This is a genomic window from Marinobacterium ramblicola (genome assembly GCF_019084545.1).
Taxonomy (GTDB): domain Bacteria; phylum Pseudomonadota; class Gammaproteobacteria; order Pseudomonadales; family Balneatricaceae; genus Marinobacterium_D; species Marinobacterium_D ramblicola.
This window is the reverse complement of the sequence record NZ_JAHREP010000037.1, coordinates 1-20,026: the sequence shown is the minus strand read 5'-3', so window position 1 is coordinate 20,026 and position 20,026 is coordinate 1. Positions and strand designations below refer to the sequence as shown.

At 54.6% G+C, this 20,026-nt stretch carries 22 protein-coding genes; 15 read left to right on the top strand and 7 right to left on the bottom strand.

What is annotated here, in order from left to right:
- Positions 1-3 precede the first annotated feature (3 nt).
- The 3 genes from KQ940_RS21040 to KQ940_RS21030 are packed head-to-tail and all read right to left on the bottom strand — an operon-like array spanning position 4 to position 3,126.
- The gene (locus KQ940_RS21040; protein ID WP_217416614.1) at positions 4-1,149 is read right to left on the bottom strand and encodes an efflux RND transporter periplasmic adaptor subunit; all 1,146 of its coding nucleotides are present in this window, start codon (positions 1,147-1,149) and stop codon (positions 4-6) included.
- Between the two features lie 36 nt (positions 1,150-1,185).
- On the bottom strand, positions 1,186-1,608 hold the full coding sequence (locus KQ940_RS21035) for a DNA polymerase III subunit chi (protein ID WP_217416613.1): 423 nt from the start codon (positions 1,606-1,608) through the stop codon (positions 1,186-1,188).
- Between the two features lie 9 nt (positions 1,609-1,617).
- Positions 1,618-3,126 carry a leucyl aminopeptidase gene (locus KQ940_RS21030; protein WP_217416612.1) on the bottom strand — a complete coding sequence of 503 codons (1,509 nt, stop codon included), beginning with the start codon at positions 3,124-3,126 and terminating at the stop codon, positions 1,618-1,620.
- Between the two features lie 180 nt (positions 3,127-3,306).
- Between KQ940_RS21030 and lptF the strand changes: the two genes are divergently transcribed.
- Positions 3,307-4,434 (top strand): LPS export ABC transporter permease LptF, encoded by a 1,128-nt coding sequence (lptF, locus tag KQ940_RS21025; RefSeq protein ID WP_217416611.1) that lies wholly within the window; start codon positions 3,307-3,309, stop codon positions 4,432-4,434.
- Complete coding sequence (gene lptG, locus KQ940_RS21020; protein ID WP_217416610.1) at positions 4,431-5,498, top strand: LPS export ABC transporter permease LptG; 1,068 nt, start codon at positions 4,431-4,433, stop codon at positions 5,496-5,498. The genes lptF and lptG overlap by 4 nt, the downstream gene beginning before the upstream one ends.
- A 41-nt stretch (positions 5,499-5,539) precedes the next feature.
- Here lptG and KQ940_RS21015 read toward each other — a convergent pair whose 3' ends face one another.
- From KQ940_RS21015 to gloA, 3 genes are all read right to left on the bottom strand, one after another.
- Positions 5,540-5,989: an RDD family protein gene (locus KQ940_RS21015; RefSeq protein ID WP_217416609.1), complete on the bottom strand. Its 450-nt coding sequence runs from the start codon at positions 5,987-5,989 to the stop codon at positions 5,540-5,542.
- Between the two features lie 65 nt (positions 5,990-6,054).
- Positions 6,055-6,864 carry a tetratricopeptide repeat protein gene (locus tag KQ940_RS21010; RefSeq protein ID WP_217416608.1) on the bottom strand — a complete coding sequence of 270 codons (810 nt, stop codon included), beginning with the start codon at positions 6,862-6,864 and terminating at the stop codon, positions 6,055-6,057.
- A gap of 217 nt (positions 6,865-7,081) precedes the next feature.
- A complete protein-coding gene (gene gloA / locus KQ940_RS21005; protein WP_217416607.1) occupies positions 7,082-7,474 on the bottom strand; it encodes a lactoylglutathione lyase in 393 nt (130 codons plus the stop codon).
- A 284-nt stretch (positions 7,475-7,758) separates the two neighbouring features.
- Here gloA and KQ940_RS21000 point away from each other — a divergent pair, with 284 nt between their 5' ends.
- The 6 genes from KQ940_RS21000 to ung all read left to right on the top strand — a co-directional run bounded on the left by KQ940_RS21000 (position 7,759) and on the right by ung (position 12,732).
- Positions 7,759-8,070, top strand: coding sequence for a phasin family protein (locus tag KQ940_RS21000; RefSeq protein WP_246590235.1), 312 nt, complete (start codon positions 7,759-7,761; stop codon positions 8,068-8,070).
- A gap of 117 nt (positions 8,071-8,187) precedes the next feature.
- A complete protein-coding gene (locus KQ940_RS20995; RefSeq protein WP_217416604.1) occupies positions 8,188-8,703 on the top strand; it encodes a flavodoxin in 516 nt (171 codons plus the stop codon).
- Positions 8,704-8,816: 113 nt separating this feature from the next.
- Positions 8,817-9,911, top strand: coding sequence for a peptide chain release factor 2 (gene prfB, locus KQ940_RS20990; protein WP_217416602.1), 1,095 nt, complete (start codon positions 8,817-8,819; stop codon positions 9,909-9,911).
- A gap of 49 nt (positions 9,912-9,960) precedes the next feature.
- A complete protein-coding gene (lysS, locus tag KQ940_RS20985; protein ID WP_217416601.1) occupies positions 9,961-11,469 on the top strand; it encodes a lysine--tRNA ligase in 1,509 nt (502 codons plus the stop codon).
- A gap of 92 nt (positions 11,470-11,561) precedes the next feature.
- Entirely contained in the window at positions 11,562-12,008 is a 447-nt protein-coding gene (locus KQ940_RS20980) for a hypothetical protein (RefSeq protein ID WP_217416599.1), read from the top strand.
- Positions 12,009-12,036: 28 nt separating this feature from the next.
- Positions 12,037-12,732: a uracil-DNA glycosylase gene (ung, locus tag KQ940_RS20975; RefSeq protein ID WP_217416629.1), complete on the top strand. Its 696-nt coding sequence runs from the start codon at positions 12,037-12,039 to the stop codon at positions 12,730-12,732.
- Here the strand turns inward: ung and KQ940_RS20970 are convergent.
- A complete protein-coding gene (locus KQ940_RS20970) occupies positions 12,727-13,686 on the bottom strand; it encodes an integron integrase (RefSeq protein WP_217416597.1) in 960 nt (319 codons plus the stop codon). The genes ung and KQ940_RS20970 overlap by 6 nt on opposite strands.
- Positions 13,687-14,033: 347 nt before the next feature.
- On the opposite strand from KQ940_RS20970, the gene KQ940_RS20965 reads away from it, so the two are divergent.
- From KQ940_RS20965 to KQ940_RS20935, 7 genes are all read left to right on the top strand, one after another.
- Entirely contained in the window at positions 14,034-14,393 is a 360-nt protein-coding gene (locus KQ940_RS20965) for a hypothetical protein (RefSeq protein WP_217416595.1), read from the top strand.
- A gap of 561 nt (positions 14,394-14,954) precedes the next feature.
- On the top strand, positions 14,955-15,221 hold the full coding sequence (locus tag KQ940_RS20960) for a hypothetical protein (protein WP_217416593.1): 267 nt from the start codon (positions 14,955-14,957) through the stop codon (positions 15,219-15,221).
- 146 nt (positions 15,222-15,367) lie between these two features.
- Positions 15,368-16,546, top strand: coding sequence for a DUF2971 domain-containing protein (locus KQ940_RS20955; protein ID WP_217416591.1), 1,179 nt, complete (start codon positions 15,368-15,370; stop codon positions 16,544-16,546).
- An 18-nt stretch (positions 16,547-16,564) separates the two neighbouring features.
- Positions 16,565-17,317 carry an endonuclease/exonuclease/phosphatase family protein gene (locus KQ940_RS20950; RefSeq protein ID WP_217416589.1) on the top strand — a complete coding sequence of 251 codons (753 nt, stop codon included), beginning with the start codon at positions 16,565-16,567 and terminating at the stop codon, positions 17,315-17,317.
- Positions 17,318-17,526: 209 nt separating this feature from the next.
- Complete coding sequence (locus KQ940_RS20945) at positions 17,527-18,996, top strand: hypothetical protein (protein ID WP_217416587.1); 1,470 nt, start codon at positions 17,527-17,529, stop codon at positions 18,994-18,996.
- A gap of 188 nt (positions 18,997-19,184) precedes the next feature.
- Positions 19,185-19,526, top strand: coding sequence for a hypothetical protein (locus tag KQ940_RS20940; RefSeq protein ID WP_217416585.1), 342 nt, complete (start codon positions 19,185-19,187; stop codon positions 19,524-19,526).
- A 187-nt stretch (positions 19,527-19,713) separates the two neighbouring features.
- Positions 19,714-19,923: a DUF3892 domain-containing protein gene (locus KQ940_RS20935; protein ID WP_217416583.1), complete on the top strand. Its 210-nt coding sequence runs from the start codon at positions 19,714-19,716 to the stop codon at positions 19,921-19,923.
- Positions 19,924-20,026: the final 103 nt, after the last annotated feature.

Below are 20,026 nucleotides of genomic sequence, written 5' to 3'. Positions count from 1 at the left end.
CGCTCACTGTGGTGCTGCTGTTTGTGGTGTAACGGCAGCACCGTCGACGGCGCCGTCGATATCCAGCCGGGTGAGGATAAGGTCGCCCGCCGACAGACCGGCCTTGATGCTGGTCCAGCTCCAGTTGGCGGGGCCGGTGTCGACGGTCACCCGCTCCAGGGTGGAACTGTCCGGGTTGAAACGCAGTACCGCGTTGCCCTCCAGCAGCGCTTCGGTAGGGATGCGCAGGACGTTGTCATGGCGCTCGATGATCACCTCTACATCGGCGCTGTAGCCGACCAGTAACTGGGTGCTCTCCGGAATTGGATCGAAGTAGACATCCACGTCGACGGTGCGCGCCTGTTTTTCCAGTTCGGAGACGAAGGGCGCGATACGCTTCAGCGTGCCGCTGAAACGGTCGCCCCGGAAGGCGTCCAGGGTAATCCGCGCCTGCTGTCCGGGCTTTAACTGGGCGGCTTCGACTTCGTCGATCGGAGCGCGCACGTAGAGGCAGGAGTCATCGATCAGGTCCACCGCCGGTGGCGTGGCGACGCCGGGCGGAGAGGGGGTTGTGTACTCGCCGGGTTCGCCGTTGATCTCGGCAACGATGCCGGCAAAGGGCGCGCGCAGCTGCATCTTGTCCAACTGTGCGCTGTACAGCGCCAGCTGGGCCTCGGCCTGCTCTATGGCGACACCGGCCTGCTCGCAGCCGATCGCCGAGAGACGGGCATCGTTGGCCAGGCGGTCGAGCTGTTCGGCAGAGACCAGGTTGCGCTCGGCCAGGGACTGGGAGCGTTTCAGCTCTCGCCGGCTGAACTCGGCCTGTGTGCAGGCGCGGGTCTGCTCCAGCCGGGCAGCCTTCAGATTGGCATCGGCCTGGGCCACCAGCGCCTGTTGTTCGTCGTCATGCAGGCGCAGCAGCAGCTGACCGGTTTTGACCCTCTCGCCCTCGTCGACGTACAGCGCATCGACCCGTCCGCCCTGCGGCATCGACAACCGAGATCGGTCACAGGCGCGGATGGTGCCGGCACGGCTGTTGGCGGCGATCACTTCGACCAGGCCAGTGTCGATTGGGGTGAGGGGGACGGTGATAGGGTCCGGACGGGTGAAATACCAGCTGCCGGCAGCCACCGGCAGGGCGATCGATAGCAGAATCAGTGTGCGCTTCATGCGAACTCCTGTTACACCGCGGCTTGGCACCACATTTCAGCGCATATCGTTGCGGTGCAGCTCCACACCCCGATCGCGACAGCGCTGGTAGTTCTGTCGCGTCGCCTCGAGAATCGAGTCCTCCTGCACCACGATCTCGACGATACGCTGAAATTCGAACGCATCCTCCGGCAAGGATAACGCAAGGTTGATGAACACCTCGCGATGGTTCGGGCGCTGCTCGCCGTGACCGATCTCGATCGGCGCCGCCGGTGTTTGTCCCAGTATAACGTGTGGAACGAAGGCATCGGCGCGGAAGGCCCACAGCCGCTGATCGAGCCGCGCAGCATCCTCCTCACTCGGCATATGGATGTAGATCCTCAGCCCGAGGCCGAGGATCTTCTCGCACAGCCGACACAGGAACAGTTCGCGGCTGTCCGGGTCGGCGTCGGCGAGAATGTAGTAGTCGGCGCGGCTCATCTTTGTGGATCAGCCTTCATCCGCACTCTCTTTCTGTTCTGCCAGATCCAGCAGGTACTGGCTCAGCAGCGGTACGCAGCGTCCGGTGGCGCCCTTCGCCTTGCCGCTCTTCCAGGCTACACCGGCGATATCCAGGTGTGCCCAGCGATACTCCTTGGTGAAGCGCGCCAGGAAGCAGGCGGCGGTGATGGTGCCGGCCGGACGCCCGCCGATGTTGGCGATATCGGCAAAGTTGGAGTCCAGCTGTTCCTGGAACTCGTCCCACAGCGGCAGCTGCCAGGCGCGGTCGGCGGCGTATTCACCGGCGTCGAGCAGCGCATCGGCCAGCTCGTCGTTGTTGCTGAGCAGGCCTGAGGCCTGGTGGCCCAGAGCGATGATGCAGGCGCCGGTCAGGGTGGCGATGTCGATCACGCTCTGCGGCTGGAAGCGGCCGACATAGGTCAGCGCGTCGCACAGTACCAGACGTCCCTCGGCATCGGTGTTGAGGATCTCCACGGTCTGGCCGGACAGGGTGGTGACGATGTCGCCGGGCTTGGTGGCCTTGCTGCCGGGCATGTTCTCGGCCGCCGCGATGACGCCGACCACGTTCAGCGGCAGCTGCATCTCGGCCAGCGCCTCCATGGTGCCGAGCACGCTGGCGGCGCCGCCCATGTCGAACTTCATCTCGTCCATCTCGGCACCGGGTTTGAGACTGATACCACCGGTGTCGAAGGTGATCCCCTTGCCGACCAGGGCGTGGGGCTTCTCGCTCTCGTCCGCGCCCTTGTAATGCATCACGATCAGCCGCGAGGGCTGGGCGCTGCCGCGACCGACGGAGAGCAGGGCGCCCATGCCCAGCTCCTCCATCTGTGCTTCATCGAGGATCTCGACACTGATGCATTCGAAGGTTTCGGCCAGACCGATGGCGCGCTCGGCCAGGTAGCTCGGGGTGCAGATGTTGCCGGGCAGGTTGGCCACTTCGCGGGCGCTGCAGACGCCGTTGGCGATCGCCGCGCCGTCGAGCAGGGCGCCTTCGCCGAGTTCGGTTTCCTCTTCACCGAGCAGGATCGACAGGGTCTCCAGTTTGATCGGGTCCGCTTTCTTGCTCTTGGTGATGTCGTACTGGTACAGCTCCTCCGAGACCCACTCCACCAGCTGTCGGGTCTGGCGGTAGGTGTCCTGTTGCTCGCTGGCCAGTCCGTCCAGTGCCACCACGGCGCTGCCGACACCGGCCCTCTTCAGGGTGCCGGCGATGCTGCCGACCAGTTTGCGATAGTGGCGATCCTTGCGCTCGTCCGCCTTGCCCAGGCCCAGCACGAGCACACGCTTGGCCTTGATGCCGGGTACCTTGAACAGCATCTGCTGCTCGCCCGCCTTACCGGTGATGTCGCCGCTTTCGATCAACTCCTGAATATAGCCCGAAGCGGCCTTGTCCACTGCGCCGGCGGAGGGCGCAAGCTTGCCCTCTGCCTCGACGCCGACTACGACGCAATCCGTTTCCAGTGCTTCAATCGGACCATTGACGATTTCGAAATCCATGACGACTCCATACAAGACATTGCTGACTGATTGCGGGATAATGCGGCCCGCTTATATATACAAGATAGCCGCACTATACAGCGGTTGCGGGAATCAGTGCCAGACGCGATCTCGTTAAACCGACAGCCGTGCGTCACGTCATCGATATCCGTATTCCAGATTCGCGACAGGGATTGAGCTTTGATTATTTTCCGTTATCTCTCCCGCGAGGTACTGCTCTCCACCACCGCGGTAACCGCCGTGTTGCTGCTGATTATCACCAGTGCGCGTTTGATCAAGTACCTGGCCGATGCGGCCACCGGCAAGCTCGATGCCGACTTCGTGCTGCTGGTGCTGGCCTACCGTATTCCCGGATTTCTCGAGCTGCTGCTGCCGCTGGGGTTGTTTCTCGGCATACTGCTCGGCTTCGGTCGCCTCTATCTCGAAAGCGAGATGGTGGTACTGCGCGCCTGCGGGGTCAGCCACAAGCGGTTGGTGCTCTTTGCATTGGGGCCGGCGCTGGTCGTCTCGATGCTGGTGGCAGTGATTTCACTGTGGGTTGCACCCTGGGGCGTTGGCCAGGCCAAGCAGATCTTCGCCCAGCAGGAGGCGCGCAGCGAACTGGAGCTGCTGACGCCCGGACGCTTCCAGTCCCAGGGCAAGGGCAACCAGGTGACCTACGCCCAGCACCTGAATACCGAGGATGGCAGGCTGGAGGGGGTGTTCATTGCGCAGCAGAACGACGAGGGGCAGCCGCTGCTATTGTTTGCCAAGGTAGCGCAGCAGCGGATCATCGAGGAGCAGGGGCGTTTCCTGGTACTGGAGGATGGCTACCGTTTCGATGGCGCGCCGGGCCGGGCCGATTACAGCGCCACCCGCTTTGGTGAGTACGGCGTGCGTCTGCCGGAAGCGGATGCCGGTTTGACGATCAACGAGATCGAGGCCAAGCCCACCCTGGCATTGTGGCAGGGCGAAGGTAGCCGTGAACAAGCTCAGCTGCACTGGCGGCTATCGCTGCCGGTGCTGGTGTTCATCGTAACCCTGATTGCGGTGCCACTGTCACGCACCAATCCCCGTCAGGGCCGCTATGCCAAACTGATCCCGGCGATCATCATCTATCTGCTGTACGTCACCCTGCTCACCGCGATTCGATCGGCGATAGAGGATGACGGCACCTCTCCCTCGGCACTGTGGGCGGTACACATCCTGTTTCTGCTGCTGGCGGCGAACCTGATCTTTGCCGATCGTTTCTGGGAGTCGGTGTGGAACAAACTGCCGGCGCTGCGTTTGCCCAAGAGAGGCAAACCGGAGCGGGAGGGGCGCGTATGATCGTCAATCGTCTGGAGTTGTATATTGCCCGGCATGTGCTGTCGGCGATTGCCGTGGTGCTGCTGATCGTGGTCGGGCTGGATCTGCTGTCGGCGTTGATCGATGAGCTGGACCGGCTCAGTGAGCGCTATCAGTTCGCGACCATGTTGCAGTATCTGGCCCTGACCCTGCCGCGTCGCGTCTACGAGATGCTGCCGTTAAGCGCGCTGGTCGGCTGCCTGATCGGGTTGGGATCGCTGGCCAGCCAGTCGGAGCTGACGGTGATGCGGGCGGCCGGATTTTCTACCGCACGTATCGTGCTGGCGGTATTCAAACCGGTGCTGTTGCTGATGCTGCTGGAGTTGGCGCTGGGTCAGTTCATAGCGCCGGCCAGCGAGCGTCTGGCGCTGAGCGGGCGCGCGGTGGCGATGGCCAGTGACGGCATCCTGCGTGCCAATGAAGGCGCCTGGCATCGTGACGGTGACGAGTTTATCCACATCGCCGCGGTGAAGCCCGGCGGTACCATCTACGGTGTGACCCGTTATCAGTTCGATCAAGATAACGGTCTGTTGCGCTCCAGTTATGCCGCCACCGGGCAGGCGTCCGATGACGGCTGGATCTTGCACGATATTCGTGAAACGCGATTCGTCGATGGCCGCACCGAAGCCGGTCTGCAGGATGAGGAGCATTGGGTCACCGGGCTGACACCGGAGCTGCTGTCGGTGATTATAGTCGAGCCAACCGATCTGTCGATCACCGGGCTGGCACGTTACTCGGGCTACCTCGAGGAGCAGGGCGTGAACTCCGACAGCTATCGACTGGCGTTCTGGAGCAAGCTGTTGCAGCCGCTGTCGATTGCCGCGCTGGTGCTGATCGGTGTGTCGTTCATCTTCGGCCCGCTGCGCAACGTGACCGCCGGACAGCGGGTGATCGCCGGGGTGATCGGCGGGGTCAGCTTCAAGTTCGCCCAGGACCTGTTGGGGCCGGCGAGCAGCGTGTTTGGTTTTGCGCCGCTACTGGCGATTCTGCTGCCGATCTTGATCTGCTTTGCGGTTGGTCTGGTGCTGTTGCGCCGGGCGGGCTAACACGCCAATTCGGGGCTGCGGCGCAGCCCTGAACTCTTGTGCTACTTTTTCGGCAGCGAAACGACGCAACTCTCGGACCAGCGGTCGTGCCAGGTGAGCCGTTCGTCGCTGACCAGCATCCAGAAATAGCCCAGACCCAATGGAATCCAGGAGATGATGGCGCAGAGGAAGCGGATCAGCGCCTGGGTCCAGCTCAGGCGCTGGCCATCGAAGGTCTGCACCCGCAGGCGCCAGGCCTGCATACCCAGGGTCTGCCCGTTTCGGGTCCAGAAATAGCCGAAAAACAGGAAGCTGAAGCAGAACTGTGCCGACTGCATGGCGGCGCGGCCCATGGGCGAGTCCACCGCACCCTGGTTGATCGCCGTGGCGATAATGGCGACACCCAGCCAGATCGAAACCAGAATCAGGAAATCGTACAGCATCGCCAGCAGACGTTTGCCGAAGCTGGCCGGGCGGATGTCAGGTATATCTTCGCGGAAGGGGCGGCGCATGGGATGGGAACCAATAGTTGAGGGCAGGTCGGGGCGCTCATCGAGCGAACGCCCCAACTTGTCGATCAGTTACTGAACGGGGTCACGAAGCGGGTCTTGTACTCTTCGGCCAATGCGTCGGCCTCACTCTGCTGCGCCTCATCGAGCTTCATCTTCAGCCGTACTTCAATTGCCTGGGCGGTCGGATTACCCATCGCCGCGGCATTGTGCATCCAGGCGTAGGCGATAACATCCGCGTCGGCAGAGTCGTCGCTGCCATGATCGGTGGCGTATAGGGTGCCGAGGAAGAACATCGCCTCCTGGTGCCCCTGTTCCGCCGCTTTGCGGTACCACTCTTCGGCGGTGGCGTAGTTCTGCTCGACACCGGTGCCGAAGTTGTAGCAGCGGCCCAGGTTATGCCAGGCGGTCACATTGCCCTGATCGGCGGCTTTCTGATACCAGCTGAAGGCCGCGTCGATATCGCGCTTGACCCCCTGGCCGAACTCGTACATCTCGCCGATGCGGTTTTGTGCTGTCGCATCACCTGCATCAGCGGCCGGCTTGATCTTGTCGAACTCCGCCTTGTAGGCCTTGTTCTTCAGGGCGCGCAGGCTGTTGACGCTGTCCAGGTGGCCCTGGCGGGCGCCGCGCTCATAATAGCGCTGCGCGGCTTCGATATCGGCTTCAACACCCCAGCCATTCTCGTACATCTGGCCGAGCATGTTCAGTGCTGCCGGGTCACCCTCTTTTGCCAGCGGTGTCAGCTCGGTCAGTGCGGCGGCGTAATCTTTGGCGTCGAAAGCGCGCTGAGCGGCTTTGATTGTGGCGGCTTCAGCCATCTCGACCTGCAGGCTCAGCAGCAGGCCGGCTGTTGTCAAAAGTGCGAATTTTTTCATCAAACCCATGCCTTGCGAAGTAACTGGATATTCGGATCCGCGTACGGGATCCGCCGGTATGTGTGTAGATCGGCTACGTAACGCTGTAATTCGGCCGGTGCGCTCAAGCAGTTTGGCTGCCTGAAGGTCACCGGCAATTCAGGTTCTTCTAATGTTGGCCGCGATTGTATAGGAAAAGCGGCGTCGGCGCAGCCCGGCATGCTGCGCTGCGAAGTGATCAGTCCTTACGGCTGGGGCTTAACAGTTCGATCATGTAGCCGTCGGGGTCCTTGACGAAGGCGAGAATGCTGGAACCGTGCTTCATTGGACCCGCCTCGCGCACCACTTCGCCACCCTTGGCCTTGATGCTGTCGCAGGCGGCATAGACGTCGTCCACCTCGATGGCGATATGGCCGTAACCGGTGCCGAGATCGTAGCTGTTGGTATCCCAGTTATGGGTCAGTTCCAGCACGGTCTGCTCAGACTCGTCGCCGTAGCCGACAAAAGCCAGGGTGAACTTGCCCTCTGGATAGTCTTTGCGGCGCAGCAATTTCATCCCCAGCACGCTGGTATAAAAGGAGAGCGACTTCTCCAGATCGGAAACGCGTAGCATGGTGTGAAGTAAGCGCATGAGGAAAATCTCCTGAAAAAATGGTGATTGGCGTGGAAAGCGTCTTGCTCATACAAGTCTACAATGCTTAATTAGAGAGACTAAATAAGCGAGGTTCCGCCAGTGCGCATCCGATGCACTCGCGGGACAGTTACCTGTATGTATAGACCGGATTCTGCACAGCCATCTGTTCGCCGGATCTATACATCCATGTATACACCCTGCTCTTGCACATCCATGTGCGCGCAGGGTAAGTACATCCAAGTACAAAACAGCAAAGGATGGGGTGCGCCATGTTTCAAGATATGAATAAGATGTTCAACCAGTCGATGGAGCCGTTCAAGGAGCTGGTTGATATCCAGACCAAGATGCTGGAGGAGCTGACCCGCCACCAGATGGATTGCACCAAAGCGTTTATCGAAGCGACGGTGCATCAGACCAAAGAGTGGCAGAACTGCAAGACCCCGGCCGATCTGCTCGAGCTGCAGAAAGCCTATGCCAAAGAGCTGGAGGACACGCTGCGCTCAGCCAATCAACAGAACCTGAAGGCACTGGAAGATGCGCGCGATGCGATCCAGAAGCTGACGCAGGGCGCGTTCGACAAGTACTCCAGTTGAAGTAAACGTTATCGATAGAGGGGCAGCCGGGGCGTTTCGCTCAAGGCTGCCTTTTTATTGTGCGGCGGTGGTGGTAGTTTTGCGCTCCGCCGTAGCTGCCAGTGAGTTTGTTAGACGATGAGCAAGATAGGCCTCTTTTACGCCAGTACCACGGGTAACACCGAAAGCGTCGCCGAGCAGATCGCCGGTGTGATCGAGGGTGTCGAGTTAGAGCTGCACGATATCGCCACCGAGGGTGTTGAGTCGATTGCCGACTATGATCGGCTGATCCTGGGTATCTCCACCTGGGACTTCGGCGAACTGCAGGAGGACTGGGATGCCGAGTGGGAGGTGCTGAGTCGGATCGATTTCAGCGGCCGCAAGGTGGCGCTGTTTGGGCTCGGTGATCAGATCGGCTACGGCGAGTGGTTTCTTGATGCGATGGGCATGCTAGCGGAGCTGGTCAAGGCGCAGGGCGGCGAGCTGGTCGCGCCCTGGCCGATAACCGGATATGAGTTTGACGCCTCGCGTGCATTGACTGAAGCGGGTGACAGCTTTGTCGGTCTGGCCATTGACGAGGATGCACAGGCCGGCGAAACAAGCAGCAGAATCGAACGCTGGGTGCCGCAGGTACTGAGCGCTTTCGGACTTTGACCCAAGCGGGTAGCCGCATCCGAATCCCTTATTCCATCGTCGCACAGAATTCAAACAGCGCGGCAGATCGGGTAGAATATGCTCCTTTTTCCAACAACGAGCTTTAACCCCCGATGGAAATCAACCCGATACTGAACAGCCTCAAGGATATCGGCGAGCGCACCAAGATGCTGCGCACCTACCTCGAGTACGACGTCAAGAAAGAGCGCCTGGAAGAGGTGCAGCGCGAGCTCGAGGATCCGGAGGTTTGGAACGACCCGGAGAATGCACAGAAGTTGGGTCGTGAGCGCGCCAGCCTGGAGGCGGTGGTCGAAACCATCGACGAGCTGACCAGCGGTGTGGCCGATGCTCGCGAACTGCTCGACCTGGCGGTCGAAGAGAATGACGAAGATACCGTTGCCGAGGTTGAATCCGAGGTCGCATCGCTGACCGAAAAACTGACCCAGCTTGAGTTCCGCCGTATGTTCTCCGGCGAAACCGACGCCAACAACGCCTTCCTCGATATCCAGGCCGGCTCCGGCGGCACCGAAGCCCAGGACTGGGCCAATATGCTGCTGCGCATGTACCTGCGTTGGGGTGAGGCGAAAGGGTTCAAGACCGAACTGGTCGAGGTGTCCGAAGGTGAAGTGGCCGGTATCAAGTCGGCCACCATCAGCTTCCAGGGCGAGTACGCCTTCGGCTGGCTGCGTACCGAAACCGGCGTACACCGTTTGGTGCGTAAGTCGCCGTTCGACTCCGGCGGTCGCCGTCATACCTCCTTCTCCTCCGTTTTCGTCTCCCCCGAGATCGATGACAACGTGGATATCGAGATCAACCCGGCGGACCTGCGTGTCGACGTCTACCGCGCCTCCGGTGCCGGCGGTCAGCACGTAAACCGTACCGAATCGGCCGTGCGTATCACCCACGAGCCCTCCGGTATCGTGGTACAGTGCCAGACCCAGCGCTCGCAGCACCAGAACCGCGACTTCTGTATGAAACAGCTGCGCGCCAAACTGTACGAGATGGAGATGCTCAAGCGCCGCGAAGCCGCGCAGCTGGTCGAGGACAACAAGGCCGATATCGGCTGGGGCAGCCAGATTCGCTCCTACGTGCTGGATGACTCCCGCATCAAGGATCTGCGTACCGGCGTGCAGACCTCCAACTGTGATCGCGTGCTCGACGGCGATCTCGACATGTTTATCGAAGCCAGCCTCAAGGCCGGGCTCTGATTCAAACCGAATTTGACCGATCCAAGACGATTTTTAAGGTAGCGACCTGATGTCCGACAACGCTCAGACCCCTCAACAAGATGAAAACCGCCTGATCGCCGAGCGCCGCGAGAAACTCGCCGCGCTGCGCGAAGAGGGTAACGCCTTCCCCAACACCTTCCGCCGCGACAGCTACGCTGGCGATCTGCAGAAGGCGCATGGCGAGAAGAGCAAGGAGGAGCTGGAGGAAGCGGGCATCCAGGTGGCCGTGGCCGGTCGCGTGATGCTCAACCGCGGTGCCTTCATGGTGCTGCAGGATATGAGCGGCCGCATCCAGCTCTACGTCAACAAGGAGGCGCGCGGCTTTGCCAAGTCGGTGGACCTGGGTGATATCGTCGGTATCCAGGGCACCCTGCACAAGTCGGGCAAGGGTGATCTCTATGTCGACATGGAGCAGTTCCAGCTGCTGACCAAGAGCCTGCGTCCGCTGCCGGACAAGCACAAGGGCTTGCAGGACATGGAGATGCGCTATCGCCAGCGCTACGTGGACCTGATCACCAACGAGCAGTCACGCACCGTATTCGAGACCCGTTTCCGCATCATCGCCGCGATCCGCCAGTTCCTCGCCGAGCGCCGCTTCCTTGAGGTGGAAACACCGATGTTGCAGGCGATTCCGGGCGGTGCGTCGGCGCGTCCGTTCGTGACTCACCACAATGCGCTGGATATCGACATGTACCTGCGCATTGCGCCTGAGCTGTACCTGAAGCGTCTGGTCGTCGGCGGCTTCGAGCGGGTGTTCGAGATCAACCGTAACTTCCGTAACGAAGGGCTGTCGACCCGTCACAACCCCGAGTTCACCATGATCGAGTTCTATCAGGCTTATGCCGATTACCACGACCTGATGGACCTGACCGAAGAGATGCTGCGCAGCGTGGCGCAGAACGTGCTCGGCACCACGACGCTGGTCAACACCGTGCGCAACGAAGCGGGTGAGGTACTCGACAGCGTTGAATACGACCTGTCCAAGCCCTTTGCCCGCATGTCCGTGTTTGATGCGATCCTGCACTTCAACCCGGAGATCAATGCCGAAGCGCTGTCCAACGAGCACGCCGCGCGTGAGATCGCCCAGCACCTCGATATCGATGTGAAAGACAGCTGGGGTCTGGGCAAGATCCAGATCGAGATCTTCGAAGAGACCTGCGAACACCGCCTGCAGCAGCCCACCTTCATCACCGAATACCCGACCGAGGTCAGCCCGCTGGCGCGGCGCAGCGACGACAACCCGTTCGTCACCGACCGTTTCGAGTTCTTCGTCGGCGGTCGCGAACTGGCCAACGGCTTCTCGGAGCTTAACGATGCCGAAGACCAGGCCGAGCGCTTCCGCAAGCAGGTGGAGGAGAAGGATGCCGGTGACGACGAGGCGATGCACTACGACGGCGACTTCGTCAACGCGCTGGAGTACGGCCTGCCGCCGACCGCCGGTGAGGGGATCGGTATCGACCGCCTGGTGATGCTGTTCACCGACTCAGCGTCGATCCGCGACGTGATCCTGTTCCCGGCCATGCGTCCGCGCGTGTAAGCCGGTCGATCAAACGTCAACAGAGAGATCGGAAGGCCGCTGCGAGCGGCCTTCTTTATGTACAGAAAGCAGGGTATCCCACGGGCGTATCGATGAGCATTAAACAGATTCTGTTCCCGGAAACCTCGCGTAACCTGCCGGGCAAACGTTACATCAGCCTACTGCTGCGGGGACTACATCTGGTCGGCGTGGCCGGAGTGGCGGGCCTGTTCCTCTATGGCTTGCCGTTCGATCAGTGGAAGCTGTACGGCCTGCTCGCTCTGGTCACCGGCACTCTTATGATGCTGATCGAGATCTGGGGCGACGGCGTCTGGTTGTTTCAGCTGCGTGGTCAGGCGGTGCTGCTCAAGCTCGTGCTGCTGGCGCTGGCGCTGATCTGGCCGTCGACAGCCGCGATCAATTTTATCCTGATCATCCTGCTGTCCGCCTTCTTCTCCCACGCGCCGGGCAAGATTCGGTACTATTCGATCTGGCACGGTCAGGTGGTCAAGGCCCTGCGGACGAAGGATGGCCGTATCCGCGACAGCGGACAGCTATAACCCGAGACGAACGATGGACGAGGTAAAGATGGCATTGGATAAAGCTCCCAGCTGGCAACCGCTGCTGGCGCCCGAATTCGACAAGCCCTACATGCAGCAGCTGAAAACCTTTCTGCAGCAGCGCAAGGCGCAACAGGTGACCATCTATCCCCATTCCAGCAACTGGTTTCACGCTCTGGAGGCGACGCCGCTGGACAATGTGCGTGTCGTCATCATCGGACAGGATCCCTATCACCAGCCAGGTCAGGCCCATGGTCTCTGTTTTTCGGTCAAGCCTGGAGTCAAGGTGCCGCCCTCGCTGGTCAACATCTACAAGGAGCTGCAAGCGGACCTGGGGATTGAACCGGTGCGGCACGGCTACCTGGAATCCTGGGCCAAGCAGGGCGTGCTGCTGCTCAATGCCGTGCTCACGGTCGAGGACAGCAATGCCAACGCCCACCAGGGCAAGGGCTGGGAGCAGTTCACCGACCGCATCATCCACCTGGTCAACGAACAGTGCGAGCATGTGGTGTTCATGCTCTGGGGCAGCTACGCGCAGAAAAAAGCGGCGTTCGTCGACCAGCGCAAGCATCTGGTGTTAAAGGCACCGCATCCGTCCCCCCTGTCTGCTCACCGCGGATTTCTCGGCTGCAAGCACTTCTCCCAAGCCAATGCCTGGCTTGAAAGCCAGGGGAGAGAGCCGGTGGATTGGCAGTTGCCGGCACAGTTTGAAAAAGCGCTATAACGCGTCCAGCGGGCTCGTGGTACCGGCAAAATGCTGCCCGATCACATGGGTATAGATCTGTGTCGTTTTCACATCGCTGTGCCCCAACAACTCCTGCACTGTTCTGATATCCCGCCCCGCTTCCAGCAGGTGAGTGGCAAAACTGTGTCGAAAAGTGTGGCAACTAACGCGCTTGTGTTGAATTCCAGCTCTGGCAACGGCAAGTTTGAGCGCTTTGCGAGGCACCGAGTCGTGCAGGTGATGCCGACATAGTCTGCCCGTTACCAGGTGTTTGCTCAGAGCCGAAGAGGGGAACAGGTACATCCATCCGGCTTGACGATAAGCGTTGGGATACTTTTTGTGCAATGCATAGGGTAAGGAGGGCCCATAGCCCATTCGGTTATCTTCTTCCTGTACGGGTAGAGCGCAAGCTATCTGCGCCTGAATCGCCGGAATAAGTTTTTGGCTCAAGAGTGTCTTGCGATCCTTATTGCCTTTTCCATCCCTGACCGTAATGGAACCATCCTCGATCCCGATATCCTGAATGCGAAGCCTCAAGCATTCGGTGATACGCAGCCCACTGCCATAGAGCAGGGAGAAAATAAGATGGTCCCGTGGCTCCAGCTGACCCAGTATCAATGATACTTCCGACGCGGAAAGGACGGACGGTAGACGGCGCGACCGTTTGGCACGCTGAAAGTCGAGGTCTCCCAGTTCGATCGAAAGAACCTTGTGATAGAGGAACGCCAGAGCATTAAGAGCTGTCTTCTGCGTGTTGATTGCTACATATTGCTCATTTGCAAGCCAGGAAAGAAAAGCCCGAACCTCCTCCGCACCCATTTGGGCTGGATGGGTAAGTTTATGGTAATAGATATAGCGCTTGATCCAATGGAGGTATGTCTTCTCCGTCCTGATGCTATAGCCTCGCAAGCGCATCTCGCTGCGTACACGATCGAGTAGCGGGCTTCTGGCCATGTCGTACACTCCCTGTAGCTGTAAATAACTTGTCCATGTTTGCTGTATTTATATACAGTATATTTTCTTGTGTCCAGCCAAGGTGCGCGTTTTGGCGCCAACATGTGCTCGTTTGCCACTGGCGATCTTGATGAAATTGGTCCAATATCAAGACATTATGGAAAGGCCGCTGCGGGATATCACGCAAGGCAAGGCAGAAAAACGCGCATGCTTGTTTTCATCGGAAGAGAATGGCTGTGGTACCTCTATTTTCCCTTTCTCTTCAGTTGCTTAGATGAACTCGCCTAGGATTGCGTTAGTTGCTTAAACGCGCATGCGCAGTATTAAAATGTTATGCAAGGTAATAAATGAAAAAATATCTATTGTTTTTTACTTGTATTTTGGTCGGATGTGCCGGATACAATCCAAGCTTTAACTTACGCCCAAAAGCAGGAATGGAAAAACCTATTACAGATTTTGATAGTGATAGAAAAGATTGCATCGCAGCTGTCAATTCTATTTTTGAGAACTCTATAGGCGGCCCAACTGGAGCAGGAAGGCCAATATTAGATGATCCAAAGGGTAAATCCCCAAGTGAACTGGCAAATCTAGCGATTAGACGAAAATTCGAGTCAAATGAACAGGAGCTTGTTTTTAAACATCAAGAAATGAAGAATACAATGTATCTGAACTGCATGGATTCACGTGGGTGGGCTAAGTCAGCATAACAATGCGAGGCAGTTCGTTCCGGCCCTGCGGGCCTCCACCGGACAGCTTACTTTGCGCACTTTATGCGCGGTCGCTGCGCTCCCATTTTCGCGCATAAAGCGCCCAAAGTAAGCTGCCGCTGCTCGCGGCGTTATGAAATCCTGCCCGCTTCAAAGCTATATACGGTGGTCAGGGCAAGTTCGGTAGCAGTTATATAGTCAGTGCCGCTGCTTTCGGGATAGTCTGAAAGCAAGGCAGTAAAGCAAGCGATGGAGTGCTTGGCGAAGAGGGGTTATGCTCCTTCTCATCAGTGTCTCCAACAATGGCAAACCAATCCTGGTGCCGTGTGTTGGCATGTCGGGCTTGGCGGTAGCGTGCCTGTCGGTGTGGGGCGGATTGGATCAAGGAGGTGCAAATATGAAGCGTTGTCAGTTCTTATCCTTTCTATATAAGCCTTGTGCCGGAAGAGGTTTTCATAACAAAGCGTTCAAAAACGTTCGCTGCGCTCTCTGGGACCTCCAAAACGCTGCGCGTTTTTCCGGCCCTTTAACGCGGCGTTATAAGTCAATGGAGATGGAGTCATGAAAAATAATGGAAATTGCTTTTTATGCTTGCGCGAAGCACATATTGAAGACGTTCCACATGAGCATGGTCAATACCTAGATGTGCTTTGTAGCGCGGAATGCCCTCAGTACCAAATTTCAACTAATGCAAAAGATGAAGTCGCTACTCATCCATTAAAAAGAGAAATTGTACTTCAGGAAATAAAAAAGATAGCGAATCAAGGTAAAAAGCCCGTTGTTGCATTCGATAGTAATAAACGTGTTTTTGAGTATGTGGCTGAGTAATACTTATAACAAACCGCAGCAGTCGCTCCCGTTGGTCGCTGGGACCGCCAAAACGCTGCGCTTATTTGTCGGCCCCTGTGCGCAGCGTTAACTAGTAGTAATAGATAATTCTTAAATACAGTAGGCTTAAAAGCGAATAGGCTAGTATGTTTTTTTATAAATATAATCAAGTAAGCCCGCTATCATTGATGATGCTAAAGCGTGGTGAGGTCTATTTTGCTTCGGCGATTGAGCTTAATGATAAGCATGAGTGCAGAGCTCAATATGTATTCAATGGAACAAAAGACGTTTGGATAAGGTTTATAGACTATATATTGGTTGAATTGGTTGTTAACTATGGCATTTATAGTAGTAGCATAGAAGAAACTAAGAAGTTTTTTTCGTTAGCTTCTTTGATTTATGAAATTTTAGTTAAAAATGACAAAAGAAAAAATTATGATTTTGAATTTTTGCTAGATGCTCTGCCAAAGTCGATTATAAAAGCATGTGCTACAGAATTAGACGTTCAGCATGAAAAAGAAATATTAAAATTTATACCAGAACTTTTCGCCTCAATTCTTAAGGACGATTTACGAGAACAAAAATATATAGCTTCCTTTTCTTTGAATGCAGTTAACCCAACGATGTGGGGGCACTATGCTAATGCGGAGAGTGGTTTTTTAGTTATTTATGAAAGTGAAAAAGGTAATGTAGAAGTTAAATCAACGTTAAACAACTTGTCTGGGTATAGGAAGAAATCAGGAATAACAGAAATAGGCCGATATAACAATGAGATTTTACCCTTAAAAAAGGTAAAATATTCAAAAATACCCTGTAAGATCAATGGGTTTTATCAGTTGATTCATAAGTTTAGATATAGTGAAATGGAAGCGCACTATGATGTACCAGAGTCTTTTTATGGCGAAATACGAAAAATTCAAGAAGATCTTGTAGGTCTAGTAAAATACACTGACTGGAAGTATGAAAATGAAGTGCGATTGCTATTTCCAACTTTTGAGAGACTGCCTTCTGCGTTAAGGTGTTTAGAAGTAAGCCGTAAACATATCAGGGGAGTTATTTTTGGCTCAAGCACTTCTGATTCTGACAAAAGAAAAATTGTGATGGCTTGTTATCATTTAAACCAGACAGGGAAATCAAAGAATGACTTTGTTTTCTTGCAAGCGGTTGATTCTCATAAAGATTATAAAATGAAAATCGAGCCTTTTGGAGTCTTAAATGACATTTGTTTTGGGGAAGTCATACCTATAGATGAATATGACGCACTTGAAGATAAGAAAAAAAATATGTTGATGGACCTGTGCATTGAAATTAGTAAAGGAAGTTAATTGGGCTGTTAACTGGCTATGAAAATTGTCACATGGAACTGTAACGGCGGATTAAGGAAAAAGACGGCTGAAGCCGATTCTTTGAACGCTGATGTACTTATCGTGCAAGAGTGCGAAGATCCTGCTCTGTCTACAAAACAGTATCAGGATTGGGCAGGTAATTACTTATGGGTTGGAACGTCGAAAAATAAAGGTATCGGTGTATTTCCTCGGTTTAATAATGAAGTCGAGTTGTTGCAGTGGAATGGTAGCTTTTCAATTCAAGGACTTAAAAGCAAGTCATCCTCTTTGAGTTGGTCAACAACTGAATTAAAATTATTCCTCCCTTTTAAAATAAACGACCTATTTACCGTTCTATCTGTATGGACAAAGGGTAGCGATAACGAGGCCTTTGGCTATATGGGGCAATTCTGGAAGTATTTACAAATTCATAGAGATAACCTTTCAGGGTTGAATACTTTGATAGTGGGCGATTTTAATAGTAATGCAATATGGGATAAATCAGATAGATGGTGGAGTCACTCAGGGGTTGTCGAAGAACTAGAGGAAATGGGCGTCTGCAGCGTTTACCATAGTAAGAATGAAGAGGCACATGGTTGCGAAACCTCGCCAACATTTTTTCTTCATAGAAACAAAGAAAAACCTTATCATATTGATTATGTATTTTGTTCAAAGGATATGATTGAAAAGAGTCATTTTTTTATAGGAAAGGCAGATCAATGGTTGCAGGTAAGTGATCACATGCCTTTAAGTATCGAGTGGAGCAGTTAACAAGGCCATGAAATTGACCTCAATACGCTTCGCTCCTTTCGTCAATTTATGACAGCGTTGGGCGGCAATCGACCTCCCGCAGTGTCATTTGCGCACCTACAGCAACGAGCTTTGATATGTATACTATGCAAACTGGTTTTGGCTATGCGTTCGGCACAAGTTTCTTGTACAGAACGCCAAGTGGTCTGCAGCAATAAGGAGGCAATGAAATGAGCCTGTTGCTTGAGGAAATATTTGTTACAGAAGGGATGCCGCGGTTCACATTCGTGAAGCCACCCAACTACAACAACATTTTGCTGGATGTGCGACACCCCGGTAAGCCGGTGATCATAGAAGGACAATCCGGTACGGGTAAAACTACATGCATCAGAAAGATTCTGGAGCAATTAGGCGATGCGACGGCGGAATATTTAACTGCACGATCCCCGACGGATTTACACGCTATTGAGGAAGTCGCAAGGGGGCGGCGTAAGGGTAGGTTTGTGGTGGATGATTTCCATCGCCTCTCTGATGAAACCCAAACAGCACTGGGCGACATAGCAAAGCATTCAGCTGAGTCAGATGAACCTGAAAAAGTAAAGCTGATCATCATTGGAATCAATCGTGTGGGGTCTGAGCTTATTCAGTTGGTGCCGGATATAGCAAAGCGCGTGGGAACCCATAGAATTCAGGCAGGCAGTCAACAAAATATAGAATCTCTGATCTCAGAGGGATGTGTTCGTCTAAACATAACCATTAATAATTGGCTTCAAATTTATGAAGAGTCCCAAGGAGACTATTGGTTGACACAGCAGCTATGCCAGATGGTTTGCATGATGAATGACGTCATGGAAAGCCAGAGTGATCATCTGTCGCTTAGCTTCGAATTGAATGATTTGCGTGCGCGAGTCGTTGAGAAGCTGAGCTCTGCATATGATCCTGCGGTGAAAGAGTTTTGCCGTGGTGTACGCTTTCGCCCTAACAATGATCCGTACTATAAGCTACTGAAAAAGATCAGCGAACAGGATGGCTCGATCGTCGATTTGAACGAGTTGGCAAATGCGAATGAAGATGTACGCGGCAGCATAAATAATATTAAAGAATATCGGCTTGCGGTTTTGCTTCGCGATAAGCCTTTGAGTGGGAGGCATTTTTACTACAACCCAGAATCGAAGAACTTCGCAATCGAAGACCCTGCGCTCTTCTTTTATTTAAAGCATCTTAACTGGGATGCATTGAGAAAAAGCTGCGGCTTCAGGGAAGAGTCTCGAGACTATGAGTATGATATCGCCATTTCTTTCGCTGGGGAAAACAGGTGCTTGGCCCGCGAAATATCCAACCAGCTGGGTGTTTTTGATTCAAACGTATTTTTTGACGAAAATTTTGAATCCAATTTTTTGGGTGGGGCGTGGTCAAGCCAGTTTGAAAAAATATTTGGCCGTGATTCCAGATTGGTAGTATGTCTTTTAGATTCTTTTTACCGGGATAAGATCTGGCCCACTTTTGAGAGAGAATGTTTTATCCCAAGGGTTCAGGACAAGGAAGTTATACCAATATTCCTCGACGACACGAAATTTGTAGGCATTCCCAGTGATATCATTGGAATAATGTACCGATATGACCGGGAAGCTGAACTCAACGCAAATGAAGTGACAGATGAAATTGTCTATAAATTGGTTGATAGACTGGGTGTCGCGTAGCTATGCGTACCGTGAGCGGTGCGCTATAGAGAAAGATACCCAGTGCCATTTGCCGCCCAACAAGGCGTTCAAAAACGTTCGCTTTGCTCACTGGGACCTCAATAGCTTCGCTATTTCGGCCCTTTAACGCAGCGTTAGCCGCGTATCTTGAGTGCCTAGATTTTTATAGAGTGTAGAGGAATTATGATATGGGAATTCGTAGGTTATACGGAACTGGAACTGTAGATGCCGGTGTCTTTTGGGATGAATGTGTTAGTGAAAAAGGGTGGCGTATTCAACACAATAAGACACTTGAGGTAACAGGCATGTTAAAGCCATATCGGCTTCTAGATCCTAAAGGGAACCTATGGGCATCGTCTGATACGTTATCTGAAATGGCTAATGCACTACCGGAACTGGCGGCCTCTTTTTCGGAAAAGGAACCTCTTTTTGGTAGCGAAGAAGCAAAATGCTTTGTTAAAGCGGTTTTTATTGCCGCAGGGACGGCACTGACGGATGCGGCTATAGATTACATCAAGAGTAAAAAATAAGATATAGCTAACAAATGCAGGTTGTCGGACGTGGACTACGCTACGCTCCTTCCACGCCGCAACTGCAAGCGTTAGCACCGGAATGAAATAGTGGTTAAAAAATCACCATGTAGAGCTTGAAATATAGGCAGTAACCACAATATAGCTATGGTGATAATTGTGTCACGTTAATGAAGCGAGGTTCACTATGGCTAAGAATATTCGCGGAAATCACGATGGGGAAAATGGTGAGAACGACTCCTATACCATTGCGGGGCGTGGTGTTGTAGAGCGTGATCAGTTAGTGCGGGAAGTAGAGGAAGGGAGGCATCCTAATCACCATGTAGTGAATATCAATGGTGAAGATTATGTCCGTTCCAATCCTGACTCTACAGATTCAAACAATGTAAATAAGTAGCTTGAGGGGCTTGTGCTAACAAAGCGCAGCTCGTGCCGAGATAAATCCGAAGTCTTGGGATGAATTTTAATATTCGGAAATTGGCTGATGTTACCCAGTGGGT

What these genes read in the sequence shown, in the direction of transcription:
- lysS (WP_217416601.1), top strand. Translation starts at nt 9,961, where the DNA reads ATGTCCGACAACGCTCAGACCCCTCAACAAGATGAAAACCGCCTGATC.
- lptG (WP_217416610.1), top strand. Translation starts at nt 4,431, where the DNA reads ATGATCGTCAATCGTCTGGAGTTGTATATTGCCCGGCATGTGCTGTCG.
- KQ940_RS20950 (WP_217416589.1), top strand. Translation starts at nt 16,565, where the DNA reads ATGAAAATTGTCACATGGAACTGTAACGGCGGATTAAGGAAAAAGACG.
- KQ940_RS21010 (WP_217416608.1), bottom strand. Translation starts at nt 6,864, where the DNA reads ATGAAAAAATTCGCACTTTTGACAACAGCCGGCCTGCTGCTGAGCCTG.
- KQ940_RS21035 (WP_217416613.1), bottom strand. Translation starts at nt 1,608, where the DNA reads ATGAGCCGCGCCGACTACTACATTCTCGCCGACGCCGACCCGGACAGC.
- KQ940_RS20965 (WP_217416595.1), top strand. Translation starts at nt 14,034, where the DNA reads ATGAAAAAATATCTATTGTTTTTTACTTGTATTTTGGTCGGATGTGCC.
- gloA (WP_217416607.1), bottom strand. Translation starts at nt 7,474, where the DNA reads ATGCGCTTACTTCACACCATGCTACGCGTTTCCGATCTGGAGAAGTCG.
- KQ940_RS21040 (WP_217416614.1), bottom strand. Translation starts at nt 1,149, where the DNA reads ATGAAGCGCACACTGATTCTGCTATCGATCGCCCTGCCGGTGGCTGCC.
- KQ940_RS21015 (WP_217416609.1), bottom strand. Translation starts at nt 5,989, where the DNA reads ATGCGCCGCCCCTTCCGCGAAGATATACCTGACATCCGCCCGGCCAGC.
- KQ940_RS20935 (WP_217416583.1), top strand. Translation starts at nt 19,714, where the DNA reads ATGGCTAAGAATATTCGCGGAAATCACGATGGGGAAAATGGTGAGAAC.
- KQ940_RS20970 (WP_217416597.1), bottom strand. Translation starts at nt 13,686, where the DNA reads ATGGCCAGAAGCCCGCTACTCGATCGTGTACGCAGCGAGATGCGCTTG.
- KQ940_RS20945 (WP_217416587.1), top strand. Translation starts at nt 17,527, where the DNA reads ATGAGCCTGTTGCTTGAGGAAATATTTGTTACAGAAGGGATGCCGCGG.
- KQ940_RS20995 (WP_217416604.1), top strand. Translation starts at nt 8,188, where the DNA reads ATGAGCAAGATAGGCCTCTTTTACGCCAGTACCACGGGTAACACCGAA.
- KQ940_RS20980 (WP_217416599.1), top strand. Translation starts at nt 11,562, where the DNA reads ATGAGCATTAAACAGATTCTGTTCCCGGAAACCTCGCGTAACCTGCCG.
- KQ940_RS21000 (WP_246590235.1), top strand. Translation starts at nt 7,759, where the DNA reads ATGAATAAGATGTTCAACCAGTCGATGGAGCCGTTCAAGGAGCTGGTT.
- ung (WP_217416629.1), top strand. Translation starts at nt 12,037, where the DNA reads ATGGCATTGGATAAAGCTCCCAGCTGGCAACCGCTGCTGGCGCCCGAA.
- KQ940_RS21030 (WP_217416612.1), bottom strand. Translation starts at nt 3,126, where the DNA reads ATGGATTTCGAAATCGTCAATGGTCCGATTGAAGCACTGGAAACGGAT.
- prfB (WP_217416602.1), top strand. Translation starts at nt 8,817, where the DNA reads ATGGAAATCAACCCGATACTGAACAGCCTCAAGGATATCGGCGAGCGC.
- KQ940_RS20955 (WP_217416591.1), top strand. Translation starts at nt 15,368, where the DNA reads ATGTTTTTTTATAAATATAATCAAGTAAGCCCGCTATCATTGATGATG.
- KQ940_RS20940 (WP_217416585.1), top strand. Translation starts at nt 19,185, where the DNA reads ATGGGAATTCGTAGGTTATACGGAACTGGAACTGTAGATGCCGGTGTC.
- KQ940_RS20960 (WP_217416593.1), top strand. Translation starts at nt 14,955, where the DNA reads ATGAAAAATAATGGAAATTGCTTTTTATGCTTGCGCGAAGCACATATT.